12 protein-coding genes are annotated in these 19,273 nt (G+C 38.3%); all 12 read left to right on the forward strand.

All coding sequences use genetic code 11. The features are described 5' to 3' along the window. The first annotated feature begins 14 nt into the window (after window positions 1-14). The 12 genes from LNP04_RS00775 to LNP04_RS00830 all read left to right on the forward strand — a co-directional run bounded on the left by LNP04_RS00775 (window position 15) and on the right by LNP04_RS00830 (window position 19,129). The gene (locus LNP04_RS00775; RefSeq protein ID WP_229984687.1) at window positions 15-1,712 is read left to right on the forward strand and encodes a RagB/SusD family nutrient uptake outer membrane protein; all 1,698 of its coding nucleotides are present in this window, start codon (window positions 15-17) and stop codon (window positions 1,710-1,712) included. Window positions 1,713-1,724: 12 nt separating this feature from the next. Then, on the forward strand, window positions 1,725-3,119 hold the full coding sequence (locus LNP04_RS00780) for a DUF4960 domain-containing protein (RefSeq protein ID WP_229984688.1): 1,395 nt from the start codon (window positions 1,725-1,727) through the stop codon (window positions 3,117-3,119). Window positions 3,120-3,130: 11 nt separating this feature from the next. Next, on the forward strand, window positions 3,131-4,672 hold the full coding sequence (locus LNP04_RS00785) for a glycoside hydrolase family 32 protein (protein WP_229984689.1): 1,542 nt from the start codon (window positions 3,131-3,133) through the stop codon (window positions 4,670-4,672). Next, a complete protein-coding gene (locus LNP04_RS00790; RefSeq protein WP_229984690.1) occupies window positions 4,672-5,583 on the forward strand; it encodes a carbohydrate kinase in 912 nt (303 codons plus the stop codon). The genes LNP04_RS00785 and LNP04_RS00790 overlap by 1 nt, the downstream gene beginning before the upstream one ends. A 716-nt stretch (window positions 5,584-6,299) precedes the next feature. Further along, window positions 6,300-7,025, forward strand: coding sequence for an NrtR DNA-binding winged helix domain-containing protein (locus LNP04_RS00795; RefSeq protein WP_229984691.1), 726 nt, complete (start codon window positions 6,300-6,302; stop codon window positions 7,023-7,025). A gap of 15 nt (window positions 7,026-7,040) precedes the next feature. Beyond that, the gene (locus LNP04_RS00800; RefSeq protein ID WP_229984692.1) at window positions 7,041-8,525 is read left to right on the forward strand and encodes a xylulokinase; all 1,485 of its coding nucleotides are present in this window, start codon (window positions 7,041-7,043) and stop codon (window positions 8,523-8,525) included. A 106-nt stretch (window positions 8,526-8,631) separates the two neighbouring features. Further along, window positions 8,632-9,960, forward strand: a complete 1,329-nt coding sequence (xylA, locus tag LNP04_RS00805; RefSeq protein ID WP_229984693.1) for a xylose isomerase — start codon at window positions 8,632-8,634, stop codon at window positions 9,958-9,960. 65 nt (window positions 9,961-10,025) lie between these two features. Beyond that, a complete protein-coding gene (locus tag LNP04_RS00810; RefSeq protein ID WP_229984694.1) occupies window positions 10,026-12,935 on the forward strand; it encodes a SusC/RagA family TonB-linked outer membrane protein in 2,910 nt (969 codons plus the stop codon). Window positions 12,936-12,948: 13 nt separating this feature from the next. Continuing rightward, the gene (locus LNP04_RS00815; RefSeq protein WP_229984695.1) at window positions 12,949-14,907 is read left to right on the forward strand and encodes a RagB/SusD family nutrient uptake outer membrane protein; all 1,959 of its coding nucleotides are present in this window, start codon (window positions 12,949-12,951) and stop codon (window positions 14,905-14,907) included. An 82-nt stretch (window positions 14,908-14,989) separates the two neighbouring features. Further along, the gene (gene uxuA / locus LNP04_RS00820; RefSeq protein WP_229984696.1) at window positions 14,990-16,159 is read left to right on the forward strand and encodes a mannonate dehydratase; all 1,170 of its coding nucleotides are present in this window, start codon (window positions 14,990-14,992) and stop codon (window positions 16,157-16,159) included. Window positions 16,160-16,427: 268 nt separating this feature from the next. Then, complete coding sequence (locus LNP04_RS00825; RefSeq protein ID WP_229984697.1) at window positions 16,428-17,243, forward strand: SDR family oxidoreductase; 816 nt, start codon at window positions 16,428-16,430, stop codon at window positions 17,241-17,243. A gap of 167 nt (window positions 17,244-17,410) precedes the next feature. Next, window positions 17,411-19,129, forward strand: a complete 1,719-nt coding sequence (locus LNP04_RS00830; RefSeq protein WP_229984698.1) for a glycoside hydrolase family 43 protein — start codon at window positions 17,411-17,413, stop codon at window positions 19,127-19,129. The last annotated feature ends 144 nt before the right edge of the window (window positions 19,130-19,273 follow it).

Here is a 19,273-nt window from a genome sequence, read left to right on the forward strand (position 1 = left end):
TAAATAATAAAAAAATGAAAAAGAATATACTTTTAACAATAACTTTTGCCTTTTTGCTGGGAACTACTTCCTGCAACGATTTTCTTGACAATGAACCAAGAGGTGTCCTGTCGGAAGCCGATGTGGTAACGCCTCAGAATGTAGATGGTTTCGTTGTTGCTGCTTATGCATCCCTTGGAAATGACCATTATGATACTCCCTTCAGTCTTTGGCCTTATGGAAATGTTCGTTCTGATGATGCTTACAAAGGAGGAAGCGGAACCAATGATATCCAGACTTTTCACTTTTTTGAAATTTCAAACAATATCCGTCCTGATTTTGGTGAATTAGACCGGTTATGGTATCTCAATTATGTAGGAATCGGAAGATGTAACAAAGCGATTGCCGCACTTAAGCAACTTTCAGATTCCGAATATCCGAATAAGCAAAGAAGAATTGCTGAAATGAATTTTGTGAGAGGTCATTACTATTTTTTGTTGAAAACGCTTTTCAAATATGTTCCCTACGTGGATGAAAATACGCCGATTGATGAATATCCTAAAATTTCCAACAAGGCAAAAACTGATCAACAACTTTGGGAAGCTATTGCCTCCAACTTTGAATTCGCTGCAGCAAACCTTCCTTCAACACAGTCGGAAGTGGGAAGACCAAAGAAAAGCGCGGCATTTGCCTATCTTGCTAAAATAAGGCTATATCAGGCATACGAGCAGGACGATAACTACACTGTTACCCAAGTCAATCCGGTAACACTACAGAAATCTGTCGACGCTGCCAATCAGGTAATCGGTAATTACACATTGGAGCCTGATTTTGGATACAATTTCATGCCAGGTTCATATGAAAACGGCCCTGAAGCGGTATTTTCCATTCAATATTCTGACAATGACGGTACGCTTTTCGGAAGGCTCAATTACGGTGATGTGCTTTCTCTACCACAAGGTTTGGGATGCTGCGATTTTCACAAGCCGAGCCAGAATCTGGTGAATGCATTTAAAACGACACCGCAGGGATTACCGATGTTCGATACTTTTAATGATGTGGATCTGAATTACAATCAGTTGAACAGTTACAAAGTAGATCCTAGGTTATATCACACTGTTGCCTTGCCCGGACTGCCTTGGAAATACGAAGAAAACAAAATCTTTCAGGAAAGCTGGAGCAGAAGTCCGGGAACTTATGGTTATTATGCTTCTTTAAAGGAAAATGTACCTGTAGGATGTGGCTGTACGGTGAATGTTGACCCGTTTTACGGAAATTCCAAAAACAGAATCATCATAAGATATTCCGATGTTTTGCTGATGAAAGCCGAAGCCTTAATTGAACTCGGACAAATCAACGAAGCATTGCCATTAATCAATCAGGTGAGACAGAGAGCTGCTAATAGTACTGTTTTGACTGGAAGTTACACCACCAATAATTTGATCAGCAAATATGAGCCGGGCGTCAACTGCACCTGGAATCAGGATTTTGCAAGAAAAGCGTTGCGATGGGAGAGAAGAATGGAGTTTGCCATGGAAGGAAGCCGTTTCTTCGACCTTGTGAGATGGGGAACTACGGCAGGAACGATGAACAACTATTACTCTGTCGAGAAAACTAAAAGATCTTTCTATTCTCAGGCGGGATTTGACCACGGAATTGAGGAATACTGTCCGATTCCTTTGGCACAGATCAACTTCAGCCAGGGACTGTACAAACAAAATAACGGATACTAAAACAAGATACGAATGAAAACGATATTTAAAAAAACTCATATGATCATCATTATGCTGATCTCTGCGGCCTTTATCTGGTCTTGCGACAGTCAGATGGAAGATGGCCTTGTTACGGATGTTTCAGTAAATATTTCCTCTTTTAAAGTGAACAATGTTTCTGGGGAAATTGATCATAAGAATGATAAAATCACAGTCACGCTTCCTTATGGAACAAGCGTTAAGACGTTGGCTCCTGTTATTGAAATTCCGCTGGGAGCAGTAGTTTCGCCGGCATCAGGAGCAACGATTGATTTTTCACAACCGGTTAAATTCAAAGTAAAAAATGGTAACATCTACAAAGATTATCTGGTAACTGTAAAAGCTCAGGATCCAATTCTCAGCTTTAAAATCAACGGATTATCGGCTACCATCAATAATTCGGGCAAAACCATTTCTCTTACAATGCCGGAAGGAACAAATCTTACCGCATTGCAGCCGATTATTGAAACCGCAAATGGTGTCAGTATCAGTCCTGCATCGGGAACAACTGTCAACTTTAGCAGTCTGGTTTCGTTTACCGTTTCTAATGGCAGTCTTACGGAAGTTTATACAGCTAAGGTAACAACACCTGTTTCTGGACCGTCTGTTGCATTCCTTGGAACCGCTGCTACAAGAACAGGATTGACAAATCCGGATGAGATTGCAGCTTCTGATTGGCTTTTCGGAAAATATTCAGGAGCTGTCTATGTTTCGATGGCAGATGTCGCAAATGGTGCAGCCAATCTTACGGGAATTAATGTGATCTGGTGGCATTTTGACTCGGCTACCGCTCTGCCGGGCGATGCGCTGAATACGAATGTAACTTCCAAAATCAAAACCTATCTGAATGGTGGAGGAAATATTTTACTAACAAGCTTTGCTGCACAATATGTTGATGCATTGGGAATAGTTCCAGCAGGAAAAGGACCGAATAATGTTTTCGGAGATTTTCTTCCGAACGGATTTATAGATACCGGAAGTGATTGGGGAATTTCTTTCAAAGGTCACGAAACACACCCTGTTTTTGACGGGCTTCAAACTTATGAATCCGGGAAAGCCAATTTTCTTCAGAAAGGAACATTCAGATTAAATCATACTGCGTGGTGGTTCTTGCCTGATTGGGGTGGTTACGTAAATGGTGCCGGCTGGAGAAATCAGACAGGTGGTAATAATCTTGCCAGTGAAGCTTGGGACAACACTTTGGACGGACGTGTAGCTGTCGCTGAATTTCCCAGCGGAACTGCCAATAAAAAATGTATGGTCATCTGTATGGGTGCCTACGACTGGTACAACGAAACCTCGAATGGAACCCCAAGCCAGCCGAACGGCTTTTTGGATAACATCAAAAAAATCACGGAGAACAGCCTTAATTATCTTGTAACGAATTAATATCAGAATCAATGACAATCAGAAAAATATATTTAGCATCTTTGATGGCTCTGGTAACATTTTCCTGCCAAAATAATGATTCAGTGACAGATGTGAATCCGGAAGATATTTACAGCAAAACCAACATTTTTCCGCAGCCGCCCAATCAGTGGATGGGAGAGAACAATCCTTATTATACAGAAGGTTATGCAGGAGATGTAATGCCTTATTATGAAAACGGGAAGTTCCACCTTTTCTTTCTCCACGATGCAAAAACAAAACCTGCAGGAGAAGGATTTCACGATATTCACAGCTTCGAGACCGGTAATTTTACAGATTTTTCCTATCAAGGAAGACAGATTCCTTACGGAGCTTCTTCAGAAGCCGATTTCGGAGTGGGAACAGGAAGCCTTGTAAAGGTAGGAAATACCTATTATTACTATTATACCGGTCATAACGCCGGTGCTTCGTTCCTTTCAGGCAATCCACGGGAGAGCGTTCTTTTGGCAACAAGTACAGATATGAAAAACTGGACGAAGGTCAAGAATTTTAAAATCACTGCTCCTGCAGGTTATTATGATTATGAATTCCGTGATCCACACGTTTTCTTTAATTCCGAAGACGGGAAATTCTGGATGTTGGTTTCTGCTCAGACCTCTGACAAAAAAGCGGTCGTACTGAAATTTACTACCACCAATCCGGCAATCGGAAATTGGACTGTAGAAAATCCGATTTATACAACCAGCTCTTCCGAAAATTATATTATGCTGGAATGTCCGGATCTTTTCAAAATGGGCAATTATTGGTATCTTGTTTTTTCTGAAAACTGGAGCAGCAATACAGGAACGCATTACCGTATTTCGACTTCACCAAACGGACCTTGGATTACGCCTCAGAATGACCGTCTTGACGGCTCTTATCTGTATGCTGCCAAAACTGTTTCTGACAATACAAACCGCTATCTTGTTGGATGGACTGCAAGAAAAACTCCTGAAAATAATACCGGTGGAAAAGACTGGGCAGGAAATATTGTTGCCCATAGACTTATTCAGAATTCGGACGGAACATTGGCTGTGAAACCGGTTTCAGGATTACCATCTGTGTTTGGTCAGAATGCTGTGCTGTCAGTTGATAAAATCACTGGAAATGCTTCTCAGAATGGAAGTAACTTTAATTTATCCGCTAATTCTCAGGTGACTTTTTCGAAACTTCAAAAAGCTAATCAGATTAACTTTACATTGAATGTCTCTGCCGGAAAAGCAGGAATTATTCTGGCACAGGATAGCGACGCAGGAAGCGGAGTTAAGATTGCCTTTGAACCTGCAAACAACAGAATCGCAGCTTATGTAATGAATTCCGGTTCGGAAGATCTTATGAATTATTATCCTCTGAATTCGATTTCAGGTACGACTTATAATGTAACTGCTTCTGTCAGCAACGATGTTTGTGTAGTCTATATCAATGATAAAATAGCGTTCACCAACAGAATTTATAATATTGTTAATAAAAAATGGAGTATTTTTAGTTCTTCAGAGAGTTCATTCAGTAATATCAATATCAAAAATCCCAATTAATGTTTATCAATAAGAAAATTAATGTAATAAGTTTTGGCGAAGTACTTTTCGATGTTTTTGGAGAAGAGAAAAAAATTGGTGGAGCTCCTCTCAATCTGGCTCTCAGAACGGCTTCGTATGGCTTTCCAGTGGCAATGATCAGCGCCGTAGGAAATGATGAAGATGGAAAGATAATTATGGATTACACCAAAGAAAATGCTATTGAAACTACCGGAATCATTGTTTCTCCGGAATATGAGACAGGAATTGTTCAGGTTTCTTTAAATGAACGTGGTTCTGCAACGTACGAGATCAAATTTCCTTCTGCGTGGGATTTTATCACTGTAGATGAAAAAATAATGGATACCGTAAAAGAGGCCGATGTTTTTTTCTACGGAAGCCTTGCCTGCAGAAATGTAGTTTCCCAAAAGACGCTTTTCTCCTTATTAGATTCCAATGATACAATGTTTAAAGTTTTTGATGTGAATTTAAGAAAGCCATTTTATAATATTCAGCTTCTGGAAAAGCTTATGAAGAAGGCTGACTTTATCAAATTCAATGATGAGGAAATATTGGAAATTTCTGCCGGAATGGGATTTGAGTCTGAGGATCTGGATTCAAACATCAAGTTCATATCAGAAAAAACAGACACTAAGGCAATCTGTGTAACTTTAGGAAAACACGGATCTATCCTGCTATGGAATGATCAATTGTACAGACACGAGGGTTATCCTGTGAAAGTAGCAGATACAGTAGGGGCAGGAGATTCTTTTTTGGCCAGCCTGATTGCGAAACTGCGTTCAGATCAAAATCCTGTTGATGCTCTAAATTTTGCAAGCGCTGTCGGTGCTTTGGTAGCGAGTTATTCCGGTGCAAATCCTAAAATAGAAAGTTCAGAGATTGATATGTTTTTGAAGCAGAGCTCTTATTAATCTGGTAATTATATTCGTTAAGAAAGACAGTGCAATTAATTATTGTACTGTCTTATTATTTACATAACTTATCTTATTCCATTGCATGATAGTTGAAAAATAATGCCTATCCAATAGAAAAGATGGTAAACTTAATGATGCCGAAACTTCAAAAAACTTCCAAAAATTACATGATCTTTATTTTTTATTTAGTTAAGTGAAGTATCCAGCTATTTCGTGAAAATAGAAGTAAGAGCTTTTCTTCTGTATCATATTATTTATAAGTGATTTTAGTAATGAATTAAGAACATAATAAACGTTATTATGTTTGCTCTGTGATTTTATCAAAAATTGTAAAATGAGTCAAAATTTCATGATTAATGACAGGTTTTGGTTAAAGTTTACGGATGAATTTTGGGTTTTATCTACGAAAATTTTCACTTTATTGGCTTTTTGATAATAAATATTCTTCATTTTCATCACTACTGTTATCATATTCCAAAAATTAACGAAAATTAACTTAATAAGTGTGTGATTAACATTTAATAGGTTTGATATTAGATGTTTGAGTGCTTATTATTATAAAAATTATGATAAGCTTATCATAAAATGAATACAATTCTTATCATAAAAAATAGCTATGTAACCGTTTGATATTTAATATATAATGTAATTTTATTTTTTTTTATCGATTGAATTTTTATATTTGTCATGTTACGTAAATGTTAACATTAGCTATGGCTCCAGAATTTATACATACATATGTTTCAGTTGACTGTGTTGTTTTCGGATTTGATTCGGATAACAAATTGAATATACTATTGGTGCAGCGTCGTTCTGATGAATCACCTGCAGAAATGCATAAAAAACTACCGGGCAGTTTGATATTCAGTAATGAGGATGTTGATGACGCGGCCAGTCGGGTACTTCATGAGCTGACTGGTATCAAAAAAATGATTCTGAAACAATTTAAATGTTATGCAGATCCTATGCGTGCGAGCAGTCAGAATGATATAAAATGGATGGATAAAGAGTACCAGCATAATATCGACAGAATTATTACTGTTGCTTATCTGTCTCTTTGCAAGATCGATCATAAAATAAACAGTTCAAAGTATAGCAATGTTGATTGGCATCCTATTGACAAAATACCAGCATTACCATTTGATCATAATGTTATTATACAGGAGTCTCTTGGAGAGATCAGAAGATGGATTGATATTGATTTTACAATTATTTTCGAGCTTCTGCCAAAAAAATTTACTATCAGGCAGTTATATCAGCTGTACTGCGCATTAAGCGAAAAGAAAATTGATATCAAAAATTTTCACAAAAAAGTTTCTTCATTTAGCTTTATTATACCATTAGATGAAATTGAAGAGAATGTTTCGCACCGTGCAGCGAGATTTTACAAGTTTGATGGAAAGGCTTACAAAAAAAATAATTCAAAATTAATTAAATAAATCATTCTCAACAATATGTATTTATTAGGATACGACATAGGTAGTTCTTCTGTGAAAGTTTGTCTTGTAGAGGCATCTAGTGGTAAAGTAGTAGCTTCTGATTTTTCACCTAAAAAAGAAATGAAGATCATCGCTCTGCAACCCGGATGGGCAGAACAGAACCCTGCTGATTGGTGGACCAATTTGAAGCTTGCGCATGAATCGGTGATGCATCAGGCAGGAATAAATGCTGAAGACATCAAAGGTATTGGGATTACATGGCAAATGCACGGTTTGATATTGGTTGATAAAGATCAAAATCTTTTAAGACCATCAATTATCTGGTGTGATAGTCGTGCAGTGGAATATGGCGAAAAAGCATTTATACAAATTGGAGCTGAAAAATGCTTGTCACATCTGCTAAACTCTCCTGGGAATTTTACTGCATCTAAGCTTGCTTGGGTGAAGGAAAACGAACCTGAGATATTTGATAAAATCGACAAAATAATGTTGCCGGGAGACTACATTGCAATGAAACTATCGGGTGAGATCGGGATAACAATCGAAGGGCTTTCTGAAGGTATATTTTGGGATTTTAAAAATAACTGCATTTCTAAGGATGTCATTGAGCATTTTGGTATTCCTGAAAGTTTTTTCCCTGAAATTGTTCCTACTTTCGGTATTCAGTCAACCGTCTCAGCTGCCGCTGCCAATGAGTTGGGTTTAAAAGAAGGCACACCAATATCTTACAGAGCAGGCGATCAACCCAATAACGCATTGTCTTTAAATGTTTTTAACCCTGGTGAAATTGCTTCTACAGCAGGAACTTCGGGTGTGGTCTATGGAGTGTTGGATCATTTAGACTATGATAAGCTTTCAAGAGTAAATACATTTGCACACGTCAATCATTCGGAGGAGCAAATGAGATTAGGAGTGTTGTTATGCATTAATGGAACAGGAATTTTAAATTCTTGGCTCAAGCATAATTTTGCCACCTCACTTTCATCTTATGGAGATATGAATGAATTGGCCTCACTTTCACCGATCGGATCAAAAGGTTTAAGTATTATCCCGTTCGGAAACGGTGCAGAAAGAGTCTTGGAAAATAAAGATACAAGATGTTCAATTCATGGTATTAATTTCAATATACATTCCAAAGGGGATGTTCTAAGGGCAGCACAGGAAGCCATCGTTTTTTCTTATGAATACGGGATGAATATTATGAGGGAGATCGGTATGAACATCAATGTTATTCGGGCGGGTAATGCCAACATGTTTCTAAGCTCAATTTTCAGGCAATCTCTTGCCAGTGTGAGCAATGCTGTGATCGAGCTTTATGATACCGACGGTGCTGTTGGTGCTGCCAGAGCTGCCGGTATGGGAATAGGTTTTTATGCAGATTCATCCGAAGCTTTTGCATCCCTCGAAAAAATAGCAATCATAGAACCTGAACATGAAAAAAGAGATCAGTATTTAGAGGCTTACTCCGGATGGCAAGACCATCTTCAGGCGATTATCTAATCAAAAAAATATATAAAAATACATAGACTTGCTGCATATAAATTATCAGTGAGCAGGGAATTCCCACATCAAAATCGAAATTTTCAATTAATAAAATCAAACATATATGAACGTTTTAAAGTCAACAAAAGAATTTTTTTCAGGAATAGATCAAATCAAATTTGAAGGTAGGGAAAGTAGAAATCCTATGGCGTTTCGTCACTATGATGCAGAAAAGATAATTATGGGTAAGCCGATGAAGGAATGGATGAGGTTTGCAATGGCATGGTGGCACACCCTATGTGCAGACGGAAGTGATCCATTTGGCGGTCCTACCATCCATCATCCTTGGTCAATAGGTACAGATGTAGTTTCAAGAGCGAAGTACAAAATGGATGCAGGATTCGAATTTATGAACAAAATGGGCTTTGGTTACTATTGTTTTCATGACATAGATTTGGTAGATCCTGCAGATAACTGGAGAGATTACGAAAAGAATTTACAGACCGTGGTAGAATATGCTAAAGAAAAGCAGAATGAAACTGGTATTAAGCTTTTGTGGGGAACGGCAAATGTATTTACTCACGAGCGATATATGAACGGAGCTTCTACAAACCCGAATTTTGATGTGGTAGCATGTGCAGGAACTCAGGTGAAAAATTCAATTGATGCTACTATCGCCTTAGGAGGAGAAAATTATGTGTTCTGGGGCGGAAGAGAAGGCTATATGAGTTTGCTAAATACGGATATGAAGCGTGAGAAGGAGCATTTGGCTAAATTTCTTACCATGTCTCGAGATTATGCAAGACAACAAGGGTTTAACGGTACTTTCTTAATAGAACCAAAACCGATGGAGCCTACGAAGCATCAATATGATTATGATGCCGAAACTGTAATAGGTTTCCTTAAGAACTACGGATTAGAAAAAGATTTTAAACTGAATCTTGAAGTAAATCATGCTACACTTGCAGGTCACACTTTTGAACACGAATTACAGGTAGCGGTTGATGCAGGAATGCTTGGAAGCATTGATGCAAACAGAGGCGATAACCAAAATGGTTGGGATACTGATCAGTTCCCGGTTGATTATTTTGATCTTGCACAAGCGTGGTTAGTGATTTTAGAGGGAGGTGGTTTAGGTTCTGGAGGGGTGAATTTTGATGCGAAAATACGTCGTAATTCAATAGATGCAGACGATTTGTTTATAGCGCATGTTTCAGGAATGGATGCTTTTGCAAAAGGATTATCTGTAGCGGCAGATATTCTTGAAAATTCTGATTACAAAAAATTAAGGACTGAAAGATATTCTTCTTTTGATAACGGCAATGGTAAAGCATTTGAAAACGGAGATCTTACTTTAGAAGATTTGAGAAAAATTGCACATGAGACTGGCGAACCTCAGCCGAAAAGCGGTAAACAGGAATTGTTTGAAGCTCTAGTAAATATGTATATCTAAAAACAAAAAGTTTAATTGATTATTTAATTTTTTGTTACCCTAATATTAAAAACAATATAATAATTATGAACCTATTTTATTTAAGTAAAAGCAATAAGGCGGCACTATTTTTTGCCATGACCTTATTACCTTCAAGCTTGGTTTATTCTCAGACTGTAAAAGATACCGTTCCTACTGAAAAGAAGATTGAAGAGGTGGTTGTAATTGGATACGGAACTCAGAGAAAAGAATCAGTGACAGGATCGGTAGTTCAGGTGAAAGGTGATGCGCTCCGTGAAGTACCTTCTGCGAATATTACCCAGGCATTGCAAGGTAGAGCTGCGGGTGTAGAAATTTTGCAGTCTTCTACAAAACCAGGAGCAACGATGCAGATAAGGATCAGGGGTACACGATCACTGACAGGAAATAATGATCCTCTCATTGTATTGGACGGAATTCCCTTTGCCGGTTCTTTAGGCGATATCAGTTCAAGTGATATCAAAAGTTTAGATATATTGAAGGATGCATCTGCAACAGCAATATATGGGTCAAGAGGTGCTAATGGTGTTATTTTGGTAACCACTAACCGAGGAAACAAAGGGCAGAAAGCAAGATTTACATATAATTCTTTTAATGGTGTTCAGACACTTTTCTCCAAATATCCTATGATGGATGGTCCTGCATTTGCAAAACTTCGTAATTATGCGACACCCGCACCTACAGGAACACAAACGTCTACCTCACCTTTATACAGTACAAGCGGTGATGAAAATCTAAATACAAATACAGATTGGCAAAGTTTATATTACAAACCTGCGATGATTACCAGCCATGATATAGGAGTATCTGGTGGAACTGAAGGCGGAAACTTTAATGTTGGCTTATCATATTTTAAGCAGGACGCTCTGGTTCCGCTTCAGAATTACGAGAGATTTGCTTTAAGAATGGCAGTAGATCAGCAGTTGGGTAAAAGATTCCGTGTAGGATTTACGTCTAATTCAAATTATGTAGAATCTGAAGCGAACGGAATTAATCCCGGTGCTATATTAGGATATTCTCCCTTGGCAAGCCCTTACAATGCAGATGGTAGTTTGAAAACTGTAATGAGTACTGCCGGAAATATCGATCAAACGTGGATCTACACACGTCAAAGATTAGAAAGTTTAGGAGAAAAATATGTAGATGAAACGAAAGCTTTTTCATCTTACAATAATATGTATGGTGAAATAAGCTTACCGCTTAATGGTTTAAAATACAGATTAAATGTAGGTTTAGACTATCGCACATCCAATAGTGGCAATTATACAGGCGTAGGAGTTTTTAACACAAATGCAACAGCTCCGTCAAGTGCTGGTAGAGGAAATAATCAAACCTATCACTGGGTTTTAGAAAACCTATTGACGTATGACCGCACATTTGGTAAACATAAAATTAATGCAGTTGCATTATATTCTGCTGAAGGCAATAGATATGTAAGCACTTACTTAAGTGCCAGAAACGTTCCTGCAGATTTCTTTCAGTATTATAATCTAGGTCAGTCTCCACAGGCAGACATTCAGGTAAGACCAGAGGATCAGACTTACTACCAAAATGGTCTTATATCAGCAATGGGAAGAGCGATGTATACGTATGACAACAAATATATGTTGACTGCAACATTGCGTGCAGATGGATCGTCGAGACTTGCGCAAGGCAATAAGTGGCATACATACCCAGCGATATCAGCAGGATGGACTATTTCCAATGAGTCATTCATGGAAAATGTGAAAGCCATTAACCTTCTGAAATTAAGAGCGGGTTGGGGACAGACATCGAATCAGGCAGTACCAGAATATTCTACTTTAGGAAGAATGGCAGTTACTCCTTACAATTTTGGAAATTCAAATACAACAGGTGTCTATGTGACAGAAGCACCAAATCCTAATTTAGGATGGGAATACTCTAAAACTCAGAATTACGGTTTAGATTTTGGTCTATTTAATAACCGAATTTCTGGTAGTGTAGAATATTACAAAACGCACACGTATGACCTTCTTACCTCAAAGGTTTTACCTACTACTTCAGGTTTGGCGAGAATCTTAGAAAATGTTGCCGAAACAGAAAATAAAGGTGTTGAGGTGGCGCTTAATGGTTCTGTTTTCAGCAATCCTGATGGGTTTTCATGGGATGTAGGGGTAAATTTTTATACCAACAGAAACAAAATTTTAGCATTGGCATCTGGAACTCAAAAAGACGAGGGAAATCTTTGGTTTGTGGGGCACAACATCAATGCTATTTATGATTATCAGTACGTAGGTCTTTGGCAGGCAGGTGATCCTTACCAGAATATTCTAGAGCCAGGAACTCCGGCAGATGTCATTGGTTCTATTAAAGTTCTTTATACCGGAGGTTATAATGCTGATGGTACTCCTACAAGAGCCATTGGTCCTGCAGACAGGCAGATTTTTGACACTGCACCAGATTTCCAGGGTGGATTTAATATGAGATTTGCTTACAAGAATTTTGATTTAAGCACAGTAGGAGCATTTCAGAAAGGCGGAATTTTGATAAGTACATTATATGGGTCTGCAAGTTATCTCAACAGAATGACTGGTAGAGGAAACAATGTGGATGTAGATTACTGGACAGAAGATAATACTGGAGCTTATTTCCCTCGTCCCGGTAGACACCTGAGTGGTGACAATCCTAGATATTCTTCAACCTTGGCGATGTTTGATGCATCTTATTTAAAGCTTCGTACAATCACTTTGGGATATAATTTTGATAAAGATTTAATGGAAAGTTTAAGTATAACTTCTTTAAGACTTTATTGCACAGTTACAAACCCTGTCGTGCTATTTTCTCCTTATCACAAGTTTTCAGGTATGGATCCGGAGCCAAACTCTTTGGGGAATCAAAACCAGGCTGTAAACGGATATCAACAACGTCAGTTAGTCATTGGTACAAACAATCCTTCTACTAGAAATTATTTAATAGGTGTAAATTTAACTTTTTAAAAAATACAGAATCATGATAAAATTTAATAAAAAACTGATTGTAGGAGCTGTTTTCCTTTCACTTACATTCACAGGATGTAACGAGATTTTAGATGAAGAGCCGAGATCAATTTATACAGTTGATTATTTCAACACCGCTGATGGTATCAATCAAAGTATTCCTTCCTTATATAGACACATGAGATTGCTATACGGAAACGGATATTTTATGAGTAATTGCCAAAACGGGACTGATGAATCTACATTTGCACAAAGTGCAGATGGAAACTTCAGAGAACTTGATATGTCCGGAAACGGTAACATCAATGCCGCTACCTTCCCTACAAGCATGGTGTGGGGTGCAACATTTCCTAATATAAATACAGCCAACGGAATTATAGAAAGAGGTCCCGGTTTCGGAGTCGCTGAAGCTTTAATCTCAGAGGCACGTTTCTTCAGAGCATATGATTATTTTATGCTTGTACAGACCTATGGTGGTGTTCCGTTAGATTTAGGTTCCGGTGAATTAGCTTTTAACATCAATCCTACTACAACTTCTGTAAGAAATACCGTTCCTGAAGTATATACAAGAGCCGTTTTTCCTGATTTGAAGAAGGCTATTGATAATTTACCTGTTAATCCTAGGGTAACCGGTGGTGTCACCAAAAATGTAGCACGGTTGTTCTTAGCGAAGGCATACCTTACCTATGGATGGTGGTTACAGAACCCGAACAGTATTCCTACATATCCGGAGACTCCACGTACAGATCCGGACGGTCGTAGTGCTCAGTATTATTTTCAGCAGGCATATGATATTGCAATGGCCGGAATTACGAGTCCTGGACCCTATGGTTTAGAAGCAACATTTTATGATGTGAATGAGGGATCAAAAGATCGCAACAAAGAGTGTATGCTGTATGCAGATCACACTCAGTCTAGTACCTTCTACAATGAAGGAGATCCTACAGGTTTCGGATCAGGATGGGCACCGGATAATTTTGCTGCATGGATGCAAACATGGAATTATACTGCGATAAAAAGTAGTAAAACTACTGCGTGGGCAGCTTCAGACATTGCAAGCGCAGTGCAGAGAGAGGCATCTCAACCTTTGGGAAGACCTTGGGTACGTATGGCACCTACCATTGGAGTAATAAAAAATACTTTTGCAGACAAAACCAATGATTCCCGCTATGATGGGACTTTCGTAACTACCTACAGGGGCAATTGGCAGAAAAATGGAACAGGATTGACATCTGTCCCGGTTCTATACAATGCCAATAATCTACCTGTACAACCAGGAGGAGCTATTCTTAGCTTTCTTAATGACGATTCACAAATGCCTAATTATCCTTCAGGAGCAGGACAAAACGGTGTTGGAGCAGGAACTTTGCCGGGAAGAGCAGACTGGGTAGTTGCACCAAACGGAATCAGCCGTATCGTATATCCTGGTTTATGGAAAATTGGTACATACCGTACAGACGATCCAAACGGCCTTGGTTATCCGAATGCAGGTCTTACAAGACCATTTAATGTTGCTAAATTCTCAGAATTCTACTTTATTGCTGCAGAAGCTGCCGTAAAAGGTGCATCGGGTGCAATGTCTCCGAGAGATTTGATCAATGTAATCAGAGCCAGAGCAGGAAAATGGAGATTTAACAACAATGGAAATGTACCTTATGTAGCAGATAACAGTGCACAAATGACTGCTGCAACTCCTGCGACAATCACTATCGATTATATTCTTGCTGAAAGATCCCGTGAATATTACGGTGAGTTCTATAGATGGTATGATCTTGTACGTACACAAAAATGGATAGATTATTCAAAAACCTATCAAATTGGAGGTTCTTCTTACGGAGATCATACCCCTCAAACAGTTACAAGAACTATTCAGCCATTCCATTATTTAAGACCAATACCTCAAGGGCAGTTAGATGCAATGCAGGTTTCGGCTGACATTAAAGCAAAATACCAGAATCCTGGTTACAATTAAAATTTAGACACATTCTTATTAACAGCAGCAAAGTAGGTGTTACATAGCACCTGCTTTGTTTTAATAAAAAATGAAATTTATTATGGAAAAAACCTGGCGTTGGTTTGGAAAAAAAGATAAAATAAAATTAGATATGCTCCGCCAGATTGGGGTAGAAGGTATTGTTTCGGCACTACACGACATTCCGAATGGTGAAGTTTGGCCTCTCGAAGCCATTAATGATTATAAAAACTATATAGAAAGTTTCGGACTTCGTTGGTCTGTAGTTGAAAGCCTTGCTGTGAGCGAGTCTATCAAATACGGAGGTGAGGATAGAGATCATCTGATAGAAAATTATATCAAAAGCTTAAAGAATCTAGGAAAAGCAGGCGTGAAAACTGTGTGCTACAACTTTATGCCGGTTTTAGACTGGGCTCGTACAGATCTTTATTTTCAATGGAAAGACGGCTCATCATCATTATATTTTGACAAAGCCAAATTTGCCTATTTTGAAATTCATATTTTAAAAAGAGAAGGTGCAGAGAAAGATTACAATCACGAAATTCTCTCAAAAGTTGAAGAACTGAAAACAACTTTATCTGAAGAAGACAATAATGATCTGATTGATTCTATCATTGTGAAAACCCAGGGTTTTGTGAATGGAAATATCAAAGAAGGCGACAAAAATCCGGTTCAGTTATTCAAAAATCTATTGGCTTTATACGATGGAATTGATAAAGATCATCTTCGCCAGAATATGAAATATTTCCTCGAAAAGATAATGCCCATTTGTGAACAATACGATATCCAAATGTGTGTTCATCCGGATGATCCACCGTTTTCATTATTGGGTTTACCAAGAATCGTAACCAACGAAGATGACATTGATTGGTTCCTGAATGCAGTAGACAATCCACACAACGGATTGACTTTCTGCACAGGATCTTTGAGTGCCGGACTTCAGAATGATGTTCCAAAGCTGGCTCAGAAATATGCTTCCAGAACAAAGTTTGTACACCTCAGAAGCACCAACGTTTTTGAAAACGGAGATTTTATCGAAGCTAATCACTTGGAAGGAAGAGGGAAATTAATCGAAGTGATTAAAATTTTTGAAAAAGAAAACCCAACGCTGCCAATGCGTGTAGACCACGGAAGACTGTTGACAGACGATATTGACAAAGGCTACAATCCCGGCTATTCATTCCTTGGTAGAATGTTGGCGTTAGGACAAATCGAAGGGGTAATGGCAGCCGTCAACTCCGGACTAAAATAAAATTAACTCCAAACCCGAAGGATTTAATATGAGAAGCCATATTTGGCACCTATGGTTCACGAATGTTTTAGGTTACAAAACCCGAAGGGTTTAATATGAATAGCCGTAGGTGAAACCTATAGAAAGAAAAATTAAAGAAAAATTACCAAACCCGAAGGGTTAAACTTGAATAGCCGTAGGTGAAACCTATGGTACAGGATTAAACGAATCAAAGAACCCGAAGGGTTCAATATTATCAATCATCATTTATCAATCATCAATCATAAAAATGAACGAAATATTCAGCATAAAAGATAAGGTAGCAGTAATTACCGGAGCTTCAGGCGTCTTAGGCGGAAGCTTGGCGAAAAGTTTCATCGAAGCCGGAGCAAAAGTAGTTGCTTTGGGAAGAAATCAGGAAACTCTGGATGCTCGTGTTAAAGAACTGACAGAATCGGGGGGTGACGCATTCGCCGTGGAAGCCAATGTAATGGATGTTGAAAGTCTCGAAACGGCTTCAAAGAAAATCCTTGAAAAATACGGTAAAATCGATATTCTTCTCAATATTGCAGGTGGAAATATCCCTTCTGCAACCTTGTCTCCAGATCAATCTTTTTTTGATATGAAAATGGAAGCGTGGAACGAAGTGACAGATTTAAACATCAACGGAACTGTTTACCCAAGCTATGTTTTCGGAAAAGTAATGGCAGAGCAGGGAAGTGGAAGTATTGTGAATATTTCCTCAATGGCAGCATATTCCGCAATCACAAGAGTGGCGGGTTACTCAGCGGCAAAGTCGGCGATTACCAATTTTACACAATGGCTGGCGTCGGATGTAGCTTTAAAATTTGGCGATAAAATTCGTGTCAATGCCATTGCTCCAGGATTTTTTATAGGAGATCAGAACCGTGCAATTTTATTGAATCCTGACGGCTCTTTAACCGACCGAAGCAAAAAAGTCATTGCCAAAACCCCAATGGGACGTTTCGGAAACGCAGACGAACTAAATGGTGCTGTTCAGTTTCTGTGTTCAGATGCCGCAAGTTTTATCACGGGTGCCTTACTTCCTATTGATGGAGGTTTCAGCGCATTCAGTGGAGTTTAAAATGAATATTATTTTCTTCATATAGTTGCAAGGCCTTAATGTTTTTTCTCATAATTAAGGTCTTGTTTTTAAAGTTTAATTCAATAAAAATAATCTCATTTCGATTTTTTTACTAATGAAAATAACGAAATCGGATGTCATAAAATTCCAAACCATAAAAATAAAAAATGAAACAGAATATCATCCATACCATATTAAATCGAAATACTTCCAAGTTCATTATTGCTTCTGCTTTGCTCTCAATGAATAGTATTTCAGCACAGACTTTTTCAGACTTTTCCTATCGTGGAAATGATAAAATCTACACAAACAATCCTTTAAAGGAAGACGAATTTTATTCTCCGATTCTTCAGGGCTGTTATCCAGATCCGAGTATTACCAGAAAAGGACACGATTACTATCTTGTAAATTCTTCATTTTCAATGTTTCCAGGTGTTCCGATTTTTACATCTAAAGATTTGGTCAACTGGAAGCAGGTGGGTCACGTTCTCGACAGACCTTCACAGCTTAAAGTTGAAAAAGGAGGCGTTTCTCAGGGAATCTATGCTCCGGACATCAAATACAATAAATTCAATGACACATTTTATATGATTACTACCCAGATTGCTGGCGGAGTAGGAAATATGGTCGTGAAAACCAAAGACCCGGCAAAAGGCTGGAGCGAAGTTCAGAAACTGAATTTTGACGGAATCGATCCTGCGATTTTCTTTGATGATGATGGTAAAGCATACATCGTTCACAATGATGCACCGCCAAAAGGGACAGAGTTGTACAACGGTCACCGTGTCATCAAAATGTGGGATTACGATTTGGAAAAAGACCAGGTTGTGGCAGGTTCAGATAAAATTATTGTGAATGGAGGTGTTGACCTCTCACAAAAACCAATCTGGATAGAAGGTCCACATATTTACAAAAGGAACGGAAAATATTTTCTGATGTGTGCAGAAGGTGGAACAGGTGGTAATCACAGCGAAGTTATTTTTATGTCAGATTCGCCGAAAGGGCCTTTTATTCCTGCAAAAAATAATCCTATTTTAACTCAGAGATATTTTCCGAAAGACAGAAAAGAGAAGGTTGATTGGGCAGGTCATGCCGATTTGGTGGAAGCTCCTGATGGAAAATATTACGGAGTATTTCTGGCAATACGTCCCAACGAGAAAGGGCGTGTGAATCACGGAAGAGAAACGTTTATTCTTCCTGTAGACTGGAAAGGAACGTATCCTGTTTTTGAAAACGGTTTGGTTCCAATGAAACCCAAATTGAAATTACCGGAAGGCGTAAAAAATCTGACCGGACAAAACGGATTTTTCCCGAACGGAAACTTCACTTACAACGATAAGCTGACTGATAAAAACCTGGATTATCGATGGATTGCAATGCGTGGACCGCGTGAAAACTTTATTACAACGGCTAAAAACGGCGTAAAAGTCACTCCTTTTGAAACCAATATCAAAGCATTAGCTCCTGTTTCGGCATTATTCCACAGACTACAGCATGAGGATTTTGAAACCTCCGTAATGCTCGATTTTAAACCGAAATCTGAAAAAGAGTTAGCCGGAATCACCTGTTATCAAAGCGAAAGATTCAATTATGTATTAGGAATTACGAAAAAGGATAAAGACTTTTACATTGTTTTAGAAAGAACAGAAAAAGGAGAATCAAAACTAATTGCCAGCGAAAAGATTTCGCTTTCAAAACCGATTAAATTAAAGGTTGTTGGTGAGAAAGATGATCTTAATTTTAATTATTCTTTGGATGGCAAAAACTTCAAAAATCTTGGCGGTTCAGTTTCCGGAGATATTCTTTCAACCGATGTTGCAGGAGGTTTCACAGGAAGTTTGATTGGTTTGTACAGCACGTCGTCTAACGATATTGTACCAAAATAAATTATCAATACAAATAGGCTTTAGCCCATTTAATAAGAATAAAAGTAAAATTGGCTTTAGCTTTAGCCAAAACCGAATATACAATTGCAGGTTTTGGCAGGTGAGCTTGAAACGTTTAAAATAAAACGGTTAGTATCAGCAATG

This window comes from Chryseobacterium sp. C-71 (assembly GCF_020911865.1).
Taxonomy (GTDB): domain Bacteria; phylum Bacteroidota; class Bacteroidia; order Flavobacteriales; family Weeksellaceae; genus Chryseobacterium.

Coding starts and splice junctions, on each gene's coding strand:
- LNP04_RS00775 (WP_229984687.1), top strand. CDS start 15: ATGAAAAAGAATATACTTTTAACAATAACTTTTGCCTTTTTGCTGGGA.
- LNP04_RS00780 (WP_229984688.1), top strand. CDS start 1,725: ATGAAAACGATATTTAAAAAAACTCATATGATCATCATTATGCTGATC.
- LNP04_RS00785 (WP_229984689.1), top strand. CDS start 3,131: ATGACAATCAGAAAAATATATTTAGCATCTTTGATGGCTCTGGTAACA.
- LNP04_RS00790 (WP_229984690.1), top strand. CDS start 4,672: ATGTTTATCAATAAGAAAATTAATGTAATAAGTTTTGGCGAAGTACTT.
- LNP04_RS00795 (WP_229984691.1), top strand. CDS start 6,300: ATGGCTCCAGAATTTATACATACATATGTTTCAGTTGACTGTGTTGTT.
- LNP04_RS00800 (WP_229984692.1), top strand. CDS start 7,041: ATGTATTTATTAGGATACGACATAGGTAGTTCTTCTGTGAAAGTTTGT.
- xylA (WP_229984693.1), top strand. CDS start 8,632: ATGAACGTTTTAAAGTCAACAAAAGAATTTTTTTCAGGAATAGATCAA.
- LNP04_RS00810 (WP_229984694.1), top strand. CDS start 10,026: ATGAACCTATTTTATTTAAGTAAAAGCAATAAGGCGGCACTATTTTTT.
- LNP04_RS00815 (WP_229984695.1), top strand. CDS start 12,949: ATGATAAAATTTAATAAAAAACTGATTGTAGGAGCTGTTTTCCTTTCA.
- uxuA (WP_229984696.1), top strand. CDS start 14,990: ATGGAAAAAACCTGGCGTTGGTTTGGAAAAAAAGATAAAATAAAATTA.
- LNP04_RS00825 (WP_229984697.1), top strand. CDS start 16,428: ATGAACGAAATATTCAGCATAAAAGATAAGGTAGCAGTAATTACCGGA.
- LNP04_RS00830 (WP_229984698.1), top strand. CDS start 17,411: ATGAAACAGAATATCATCCATACCATATTAAATCGAAATACTTCCAAG.